Origin of the sequence: Paenibacillus sp. FJAT-27812 (genome assembly GCF_001273905.1) — a bacterium.
Lineage (GTDB): Bacteria > Bacillota > Bacilli > Paenibacillales > Paenibacillaceae > Pristimantibacillus.
On sequence record NZ_LIGH01000001.1, the window covers coordinates 2,680,565 to 2,690,434 of the forward strand.

Annotated in this window: 4 protein-coding genes; all 4 read left to right on the plus strand. The window is 51.3% G+C overall.

The window, feature by feature from the left end; genetic code table 11:
• The first annotated feature begins 106 nt into the window (after positions 1-106).
• Complete coding sequence (locus ADU23_RS11410) at positions 107-3,220, plus strand: ATP-binding protein (protein WP_053373860.1); 3,114 nt, start codon at positions 107-109, stop codon at positions 3,218-3,220.
• Positions 3,217-4,359: a response regulator gene (locus ADU23_RS11415; protein WP_053373861.1), complete on the plus strand. Its 1,143-nt coding sequence runs from the start codon at positions 3,217-3,219 to the stop codon at positions 4,357-4,359. The genes ADU23_RS11410 and ADU23_RS11415 overlap by 4 nt, the downstream gene beginning before the upstream one ends.
• A gap of 169 nt (positions 4,360-4,528) precedes the next feature.
• Positions 4,529-6,934, plus strand: coding sequence for a DNA helicase PcrA (gene pcrA / locus ADU23_RS11420; RefSeq protein ID WP_053373862.1), 2,406 nt, complete (start codon positions 4,529-4,531; stop codon positions 6,932-6,934).
• Positions 6,935-6,997: 63 nt separating this feature from the next.
• Positions 6,998-8,998, plus strand: a complete 2,001-nt coding sequence (gene ligA, locus ADU23_RS11425) for an NAD-dependent DNA ligase LigA (protein WP_053377588.1) — start codon at positions 6,998-7,000, stop codon at positions 8,996-8,998.
• Positions 8,999-9,870 lie beyond the last annotated feature (872 nt).

Consider the following 9,870-nt stretch of genomic DNA (forward strand, 5'->3'; position numbering starts at 1 on the left):
GATAAGAAGATGAGTGTGCGAAAGCAGCATTCATCTTCTTTTTTTTCGTTTATTGCTAGAATTATGCAGTTGCAGTTATGATGAAATGAAGAATGGAGGAAGGGATATGGATGGGCGAAAGCTGTCACTTGCAGCCAGTGTATTGCTTGGATTGGTGCTTCCAGTTTGCTTTATCGTTCAAATGATAGCAGCCGGCTTACATATGCCTGAGGCCAAGAACGGACAAATGGATTTGAGAGAATGGAATTTTGCCGAGGATGGCGTCGTGCCGTTAAAAGGCGAATGGGAGTTTTACCGCAATCAGCTGTTGGTGCCGGCATCTCCGCTGCCGGATACGGCTGTCCTTGCTGTGGTGCCAAATGCTTGGAATGACATGATGAAGAGCGAGGAGTTTTCAGGCTCCCATGGGTATGGCACATATCGGATGGTTATTCGCATCAAAGAGGAAGCAGATGTGTTGTACGGAATACATACAGGGAACGTTCGGATGGCGAATCGGATTTACATAAACGGCCGTGAGGCGGGCGCGAGCGGCGTCCCCTCCGAATCGAAGGATACGTTCGTGCAAAATAATGTGCCCTATGTAGGATTTGCACCAGTGACTGGCGAATGGGTAGAAATTATTGTGCAGGTTGCCAATTACGATTACGCATCAGGAGGGATCATTATTCCGATCTCCTTCGGCAAGCAGCAAGCCGTCCTGCAAAATCGGGAGTGGCGCGTGCTTCAAGATCTGATATCGGCGATAGGCTTTATCATACCTGCCGTATACCTGCTGCTGTTCTACCGCAAGCTGCGGAAAGAGCATTCGCTTCTGCATCTGGGCTTGATGTGCTTAGCTTGCTGTTTGTTTGTATTGACGCATGGAGAGAAGCTGCTCGCCGAGGCTGTGCCTTGGCTGACTTACGGCGTTATCTTGAAAATACAGGCAATCTCATCGCTCTTTATCTATTATTTTTTGCTCTTATATACTTCTGTAGTATCGTTCACGCCGGTTACTCGCACAAAAATGCTGCGCATGCTGAAAGTCGTATTGATCGTGCTGCTCGTATGCTCGATTGTTTTGCCGACTAATCTGCTATCCTCCATGGATCAAGTTAGCGTGGTACCTCTTTTTTGCACAGTGCTGTTCGTATTGTTCAACATGCTGAGAAGCCTGATTCGCACCTCTACCAATATCATTTTCGAATCGCTTAGCATTCTGAGCCTTCTCCTTGTCATCGTGCTTCAAGCGCTTATGTATTTTGGTATTTTGGATACCTCGTCAATCATTTCATATGAAATGCTCTTTTTTGTCATTATGCAGGCGATGATGATGGCCAGCCGTTTTGCTGATTCGTATAAAGAGGTCGAGGAGCTCTCACGCAGGCTGCTTACTCTCGATGGGCTGAAGGATGAATTTTTGGCGAACACCTCGCATGAGCTGCGAACGCCGCTGCATGGGATCATTAATATGGCTGACTCTCTCATCGAAGGAGCGGCAGGCAGCGTTACGGAGGAGCAGTCGCGCCATATCGCGATGATCGCGTCCACAGGCAAAAGGCTCTCTTCCCTTATTCACGATATTCTCGACTTTTCCAGTCTCAAGAACGGCAACATCAAACTTAAATTCCGGCCTGTTCATCTTCCTACGGCTGCCGAGTCGGTAATTGAGGTAGTCAAACATACGGCTGGCAGCAAAAATATTCGTTTCATCCAGGAATGGCCGGCTGATTTGCCACTGCTCTATGCGGATGAGGACCGGCTCGTGCAGGTGCTGTACAACTTGATTGGCAATGCGGTGAAGTTTACGCAAGAAGGTGAAATTCGAATCTCTGCTGCCATTATGGAAGAGAAAGCAGTGATTACGGTAGCCGATACGGGCATTGGCATGCATGTAGAGCGGCTCGAGGATGTGTTTCACAGCGATAATCGGAATGCGGATTACGAGGTTTCTTCTAATAAAGGCTCAGGCTTTGGGCTTGGCATTGCCAAAAAGCTCGTTGAGCTGGGCGGCGGGCGTATTTGGCTGGAGCCGAAACGGGAAATCGGAACGGCAATCCATTTCACATCGCCTATAGCTGTTAACGAGAAGGCTGCTGGCCCAGCTCCTTATCTATCCGTTAAGCCGATAGCTGATTCTGGCATGATGGAGAGCGCGGCAGCGGCTGCCGAAGGAATGTCCCGCGATGAGGAACAGGCGAGCGGCGGCATCATTATGATCGTTGACGATGACCCCGTTAATTTGCAGGTGCTGCACAACCTGCTGTCTGTCGAGCGCTATCAAGTCATTGCGCTGAGCAGCGGTGAAGAGGCTTTGTCGGAGATCAGAAACAACTCGAATATCGATCTCGTCATTGCCGATTGGATGATGCCGGGCATGTCCGGTATCGAGCTGACACGTTTGATCAGGGAGAGATATCTCCTGTCAGAGCTGCCCGTTTTGCTGCTTACGGCAAGAAGCTATCCGGATGATATGGAGAAGGCTTTTCGCGCAGGCATCAACGATTTTTTGGGCAAGCCGATGGAGGCGAAGGAATTGCGCGCGCGCGTGCGGACGCTGATTCAGCTGAAGCAGTCTGTACAGCAGGCTATCCAGTCGGAAATGGCGTTTTTGCAAGCGCAAATCAAGCCGCATTTTTTGTATAATGCACTTAATACCGTAATTGCCATCTGCCCGGACAACCCAGAGAAGGCGTCGCTGCTGCTGATGGAGCTGAGCCAATTTTTGCGCGGGAGCTTTGACTTCCATAACCGGGACCGGCTTGTTCCCTTGCATCAGGAGCTGGAGCTGGTCAAATCCTATTTAACGCTTGAGCATGCCAGATTCGAGGATCGGCTCGTGATCCGTTACGAGCTGGGCAAGGAAATGTATACGTTTATTCCGCCGCTTAGCATCCAGCCGCTTGTTGAAAATGCGATAAGGCACGGCATTATGAGAAAATCATACGGCGGAACGGTTACGATTGCGGTTCAGGAGAGCGAGAGCGAGCTTGTGATCTCCGTATCGGATGACGGAGTCGGCATGTCGCGTGAGAAGGCAGCTGCGGTGCTGGCAGGTACGGCAGAAGGCCGGAGAGGGGTAGGGCTTCGCAATATTCATCAGCGGCTGCTCACTTTCTATGGCAAGGGGCTGCATGTGCTAAGCCGTGAAGGCGAAGGAACAACAGTGAGCTTTACGATTTCTAGAGCTAAAATCGCCGGGCGTTCGACGGTAGGCGTAAGGAGTGACTTAATGTGAAAGTGGTTCTTATCGATGATGAAAATCCAGCGCTGCTTCAGCTTGAGCGTCTGCTGCTGGCGGATGGCCGCCTCGATGTCAGAGGCAAATTCACGTCGCTTGCGGATGGCATGCTGCATCTCGCGCAAGAGAGAGCGGATATCGTATTTCTGGATATTGAAATGCCTGATATAAACGGCTTGGAGGCCGCGGAGTATATTCAGCAGCTGGATAGCTCCATCACGATTGTGTTCGTGACAGCTTTCTCTGAATATGCGGTCGAAGCCTTTGAAGTCCATGCCTTCGATTATTTGCTAAAGCCGGTATATCCGGCTCGGTTAGCGAAGACGGTTGATCGAATTGCCGCCGATATGGATCGCCATGAATCGAAGGCGGTTCACCTTGCAGCTCAGGATGGCGAGGCTCAAATCCTTAGCCTTGGCAAGCTTGTGCTGCGCAGCTCGCCTGATCGGATGGAGCCTTTTAAATGGAGAACCTTAAAGTCGCATGAGCTGTTTGCCTACTTGCTCCACCACAAAGGGAAATGGCTGGACAAAAATCAAATTATCGAAACGTTGTGGTCGGACTATACGCTGGATAAAGCAATTAATCATTTACATACTTCCATATATCAAGTCCGCAAGCTGCTTAAGGATTGGAAGCCCAATATTAAAGTGGAGTTTGAGCGCAACAGCTACCGGCTAACGATTGAGAATCTTATTATGGATACGGAGCTGTTCGAGAAGGTGACCGATCAGCCGGTTATCACCGAGCAAAACATGAAATATTACGAAGGCTTGCTCTCCCTTTATCGAGGGGATTACCTGGAGGAGCTTGATTGCGTATGGGCCGTTGCAAGGCGCGAGCAGCTGCGGCGGTTACATATGCAGGTGGTTATCGGGGTAGCGTCCTATGAGCTGGCAAGCGGAAGAGGGTTTCAGGCGGTGCTACGGCTGAGCGAGCTGCAGGAGAGAGAGCCCTACTCCGATGAGATTTGCCGCCATATGCTGCTGGCTTACGAGAAGCTTAGAGACAGAACGGCGCTTCAGCGCTATTATGAATCTTTTGAGGAGCTGGTCCGCAAGGATCTGAGAATCGAGCCGGAAATCCGAACGAAAGAGCTGTACGAGCAGCTTTACGCGCAGCTGAAACATGGTTAAGCGTGACGGCGCACTTTAATTAAGATGATTTGCTGCTCGCATGGCTTGCTTGTTTGACATTTTGTTCTGGCAAAAGGAAGCTTGCATTCCTAATATCTCAAATTGACACAGGAGTGGCCGTTGTCTACACTGGGAAGAGGCGAACATATGCGAACAAAGGAGTCGGAGCATGTTGAATTATATTAGTATCGAGCAAGCGGTGCAGAAGCTGAATCCGCCGCAGCGGGAAGCCGTTCAGACGACTGACGGACCGCTGCTTATTATGGCTGGAGCGGGAAGCGGCAAGACGCGCGTGCTGACACATCGTATTGCTTACTTAATAGAGAAGAAGCGTGTGGCGCCATGGAGCATTTTGGCCATCACCTTTACGAATAAAGCGTCACGGGAAATGCAGGACCGGGTGAGTGCGCTCGTGGGACCCTCTGGACGGGATATTTGGGTATCCACCTTCCACTCGATGTGCGTAAGGGTTCTCCGCAGAGATATTGACCGGATCGGTTTTACATCAAGCTTCTCCATATTGGATTCCTCGGACCAGCTGTCGGTCATTCGCGGCTGCATGAAGGACATGAACATCGATACGAAGAAGTTTGAGCCAAAAGCCGTTCAAGCCGCCATCAGCGGAGCAAAAAACGAGCTGATCTCGCCTGAGCAATATGAGCAGAAGGTCGGCGATTATTTTGAGGGCATCGTTGCCCAGGTGTTTACGAAATACCAGAAGAAGCTAAGAAGCAACAATTCGCTGGACTTCGATGATCTCATTATGATGACGATTCAATTGTTTAAGGATGTACCTGAGGTGCTTGAGTTCTATCAGAACAAGTTCCGCTACATTCACGTCGATGAGTATCAGGATACGAACAGGGCGCAGTATATGCTGACGCGCATGCTCGCTGATAAGCATCATAATATATGCGTAGTGGGCGACAGCGATCAGTCGATCTACCGGTGGCGCGGTGCCGATATTACGAACATTTTGAATTTTGAAGGCGATTATCCCGAAGCGCGGACGATCATGCTGGAGCAGAACTATCGTTCAACAGCCAACATTCTGAATGCGGCGAATGCGGTTATTAAGCTCAATACGGGCAGAAAACCGAAGAAGCTGTGGACGGATCAAGGCGCCGGCGATCTCATTTCTCTCTATCAGGCGGATACGGAGCATGACGAAGGTTATTTCGTAACCGGGGAAATTCGTAAAAACGTGAATAAAAGCTATAAATTTGCCGATCATGCGATATTGTATCGTACGAATGCGCAGTCGCGGGTAATCGAGGAAATTTTGATCAAATCCGATATCCCTTATCAAATCGTGGGCGGCATAAAGTTCTACGATCGCAAAGAGATTAAGGATTTGCTCGGCTATTTGAAGCTCGTTTCCAATCCGGATGACGACATCAGCTTGGTGCGCATCATCAACGTGCCGAAGCGGGGCATCGGGGATACGACCGTTGGGAAGCTTGCGGATGAAGCGGCAAGACGGGGCACATCGATTTTCCGCGTCTTGAACAATCTCGGCGAGGTTGAAGTAAACGGAAGAACGCGCACGCTGCTGCGCGAGTTTTATGACATGATCGACAACCTTACGCGAATGGTTGAATATTTATCGGTGACCGAGCTTACCGAGAAGGTGCTTGAACTGTCGCAGTACCGGATGGAGCTGCACCAGGAGAATACGCTGGAGTCGAAAGCACGCCTTGAAAATATCGACGAGTTCTTGTCGGTTACGATGGATTTTGAGAAGCGCAATGAAGACAGGACGCTAGTCGCGTTTCTGACGGACCTTGCTTTGATCGCCGACATTGATTCCTTGAACAAAGAGGAAGAAGAAGCGGAGAAGAACAAGGATGCCATCACGTTGATGACGATGCACAGCGCGAAGGGGCTTGAGTTCCCGGTCGTCTTTATCATCGGCATGGAGGAGAGCGTGTTCCCTCATAGCCGTGCGCTTGCGGACAATGAGGAGCTCGAAGAGGAACGCCGCCTAGCTTACGTGGGCATAACCCGCGCGGAGAAGCGGCTTTATCTGACTTGCGCTCGGATGCGTACTTTGTTTGGGCGCACCAATAGCAACTTGCCGTCGCGCTTCTTGCAGGAAATACCGGAGAGCGTGAGAGAAGGCGCTTCTAGCGGCAGCGGCGGCTACTCGCGTGCAGGCTCCGGCGGCGCGCGCAGTGGCGGCGTCAGCGTCACAGGCGGTACCGGCGCAGCGGCGCAGGGCGGCGGAAGCCGCAGCATTGCAGGGCGCGGGCCGGGTGGCGGCGCGCCTGGCGCAGGCGGCCGTTCCCCAGGCATGGGGGGAACGGGCCCAGCCGCTATGGGCGGCAGAGGCGGCGTGCGGGTGAGCACGCCGCTGCAGGAAGCCGCTCGGGCGGCACAGAGCAGCGGCGCGGCAGGCGATGCCGCGCCTGGAACCTTTGCCACTGGCGAGAGAGTATCGCATGGCAAGTGGGGCATTGGTGTCATTGTCTCCGTCAAAGGGACGGGCAAGGACATGGAGCTTAATATCGCGTTCCCGGCGCCTGTCGGGATCAAGCGATTGCTTGCCGGCTTTGCGCCAATAACGAAGGTGTAAACAAGATCAGCTATTTTGGACGATTAGAAGGAGGAGCCTCCCGTGAACGCTCAATTAGAGAGGATGCAACAGCTTGTTGCGATCATTACCGAGCATAATTATCGCTACTACACGCTTGATCAGCCTACCATTGATGACGCTGATTACGACAAGCTATACGACGAGCTCGTAGCACTCGAAGCCGAGTCCGGCACCATTTTACCTGAATCGCCGACTCAGCGCGTAGGCGGAGACCTGCTCAAAGGCTTTGAGCCTTATAAGCATCGCGCCCGGCTGTGGAGTCTGGACAAAGCGCAAAATGTCGAAGATCTGATCGCATGGAATACGAGGCTGCTCAAAGCGGTTGCGGATTACAATGCGAAAAATCCGGATGAAGAGCCGCTGCCTCAGCCAACCTATGTGGTTGAGTTGAAGTTTGACGGCCTGACGCTGAATCTAACCTATGAGGACGGTCAGCTTGTGCAAGCGGCGACTCGCGGAAACGGCACGGTTGGGGAGGGCATTTTGCAGCAGGTGCGCACGATTCGTTCGGTGCCGCTCACGATTCCTTTTAACGATGGCATTATCGAGGTGCAGGGCGAAGGCATTATGCAATTGTCGGTGCTTGCCAAATACAACGAAACTGCGGCGGAGCCTCTTAAAAATGCGCGAAATGCAGCAGCGGGAGCACTTCGCAATCTAAATCCGCGGGTTACGGCCGAGCGGAAGCTGAATGCATTCTTCTACAATATAGGTTACGCCGACGGGGTAGCCTTCGCGGATCATCGCGAGATGCAGCAGTTTCTGAAGGATAACCGGTTTAAGGTGAACCCTTACGTGACCTATCAGAACACGATCGAAGAGGTGCAAGAAGAGCTGGTTCGCGTCACGGAGCAGCGCGAGCACCTTGATTTCCTGATAGATGGCGCGGTAATTAAAGTTGTCGATATGCGCACGCGTGAAGCGCTGGGCTACACGGATAAGTTTCCCCGCTGGGCGGTGGCCTTTAAGTTCGAAGCGGAAGAAACGACGACGGTGCTTGAATCGGTATCGTGGGAGGTTGGCCGCACGGGGAAAATAACGCCGGTCGCCCGCGTCGAGGCTGTAGAGCTTGCAGGCGTTACCGTTCAAAACTGCACGCTCAACAATATCGGCGACATCGAGCGCAAAAACCTAAAGCATGCTTTGGGCACGCTCGTTACGATCCGCCGCTCGAATGATGTTATTCCAGAAATATTGGGCAAGGCAGATGAGGAGCCGGGCGTGGAAATCGTGTTCCCGACGGTTTGTCCGTCATGCGGCACGGAGCTTGAACAACGCGGCGCGCATCTGTTCTGCAATAATAAGCTGGGCTGCCAGCCGCAAATTATTGGGCGCATTACGCATTTTGCATCGCGGGATGCGATGGATATCGATACGTTCAGCGTGATGACGGCTGATCAGCTGTACAAGGACTGTGAAGTGCGCGATCCTGCGGATTTGTATGCCTTAACGTATGATGACCTTATTAAGCTTGAACGGTTCGGCGAGAAAAAGGCGCTTAAGCTGATCGCGGCTTTCGAGAAATCCAAGGACCGGGAGCTTTCGTCGTTCTTGTTCGCGCTTGGCATTCCGAATACAGGCAAATCGACTACGAAAATGCTTGCTGACCACTACGGGAATTTGGATGCCATTATGCAGGCGGAGGCCGAGGAGCTTGTTGCCCTTCCTGATATCGGTGGCATTGTCGCCGAGAGCATCGTTGGATTTTTTAATGATCCGATTATTATCGCGAGCATTGCCAGAATGCGCGAGCTGGGCGTAAAAGCGGAAGCCGAGCAGCAGCTGGTTGCGAGAAATGACAGTGTATTCAGCGGGAAGACCGTCGTTCTAACCGGTACGCTGCCAACGATGTCCCGAGACGAAGCAGCCAAGCTGCTCGAGGCGTGCGGCGCCAAGATTTCAGGCAGCGTCTCCAAAAAAACCGACTTCGTCATCGCAGGCGAAAGCGCGGGAAGCAAGCTGACGAAGGCGCGGGATCTGGGCATTACCGTTATTGAAGAAGAAGCTGAGCTGCTGCGCCTGTTAGGCGAAACAACTGCTTAGCGTAAGCAAGCTCTTGGAATAAGTAAGATATTAGGGGAGTCTTATTGATCCCCGAAATTTAAACGAGCCTTAGAAGCGATTCTAAAGGCTCGTTTTCTTTTTCTATTCATGCGCTCGCGTAAACAACGGCAAGTTTGCGGGACATTCTCCAGTTCGTTTTGTTATGAGGATAGCGGTAGCTCTAAATTGATAAAAAGGCATCTATTATTCGTATTTCGAACCCTGTAGGCGGATGTGCAGTAAAGCAAGAAATATAACCTAAAATAAAGTCGCTATTTGTAAAATTTTTCAACTTGTAATCCGTTTGCTTAAGTGATATATTATTTCTTGTCGCTTCTGAGACACACGATAAACAATGGAATGACACACAAACAAATGTGAAACAAACTGTTGACAGCGTCGAATGAAGATGATAATATGATTTCTTGTCACGACAAAATGTGACAAACAAGTTCTTTGAAAACTGAACAAATGGATCACGTCGATCCGATAATGTTTTAAAATAGCTAGTTAAGTATTGAGCAAGTCAAACACCAATTTGGAGAGTTTGATCCTGGCTCAGGACGAACGCTGGCGGCGTGCCTAATACATGCAAGTCGAGCGGATTAAGCGTTTCTTCGGAAACGCCTAGTTAGCGGCGGACGGGTGAGTAACACGTGGGTAACCTGCCTGTAAGACTGGGATAACATTCGGAAACGAATGCTAATACCGGATACGCGATACGGTCGCATGACCGAATCGGGAAAGATGGAGCAATCTATCACTTACAGATGGACMCGCGGCGCATTAGCTAGTTGGTGAGGTAACGGCTCACCAAGGCGACGATGCGTAGCCGACCTGAGAGGGTGATCGGCCACACTGGGACTGAGACA

Excerpts from the sequence above, each read along its gene's own strand:
- pcrA (WP_053373862.1), top strand. The coding sequence starts at position 4,529 with ATGTTGAATTATATTAGTATCGAGCAAGCGGTGCAGAAGCTGAATCCG.
- ADU23_RS11410 (WP_053373860.1), top strand. The coding sequence starts at position 107 with ATGGATGGGCGAAAGCTGTCACTTGCAGCCAGTGTATTGCTTGGATTG.
- ligA (WP_053377588.1), top strand. The coding sequence starts at position 6,998 with ATGCAACAGCTTGTTGCGATCATTACCGAGCATAATTATCGCTACTAC.